General features: G+C 70.9%; 1 protein-coding gene. It reads right to left on the reverse strand.

The annotated features are described in order from the left end of the window. A partial coding sequence (locus tag ACO48X_RS09435) for a hypothetical protein (protein WP_485001833.1) occupies positions 1 to 422 on the reverse strand: 422 nt, incomplete at both ends.

Raw genomic sequence — 422 nt, forward strand, 5'->3', positions numbered from 1 at the left:
GGGGCGGCTCGCCCACCTGCGGGCCAGCTGCGCGGCATGGGCGGCCTGGAGTTTGACGAGTTCGGGGTCGGTATGCGGGTTGACGCCGCTCGCCCACGGAAGGTCCCAGTAGGCGTCGCCGACCTCGCCGCCCACGAAAAGGGCCGGGTGAAGCGTGATTCCATGGGCCTTCGCCGCATCGAAGACTCGGTCGAGGACGGCTAAGTGCGCCTCGTCGAGGCGGCCGCGTTCGGGCTCGACGGCCGCCCACAGCAGATCGATGCGGGCGCTCGTCAAACCGTGCTCAGCCATCTGGGCGAAGGCCCGGTCAAAGGCCTCGGGGCCTTCGCGCCACGGCCAGTCCGGCCCCGACGGCGGCACGACGTGCGCGCCCACCGGGATATGCGGCTTTCCGCAGGCGTACATGAAGTGCCTGCCCATGG

Source organism: Peptidiphaga sp., from assembly GCF_057238965.1.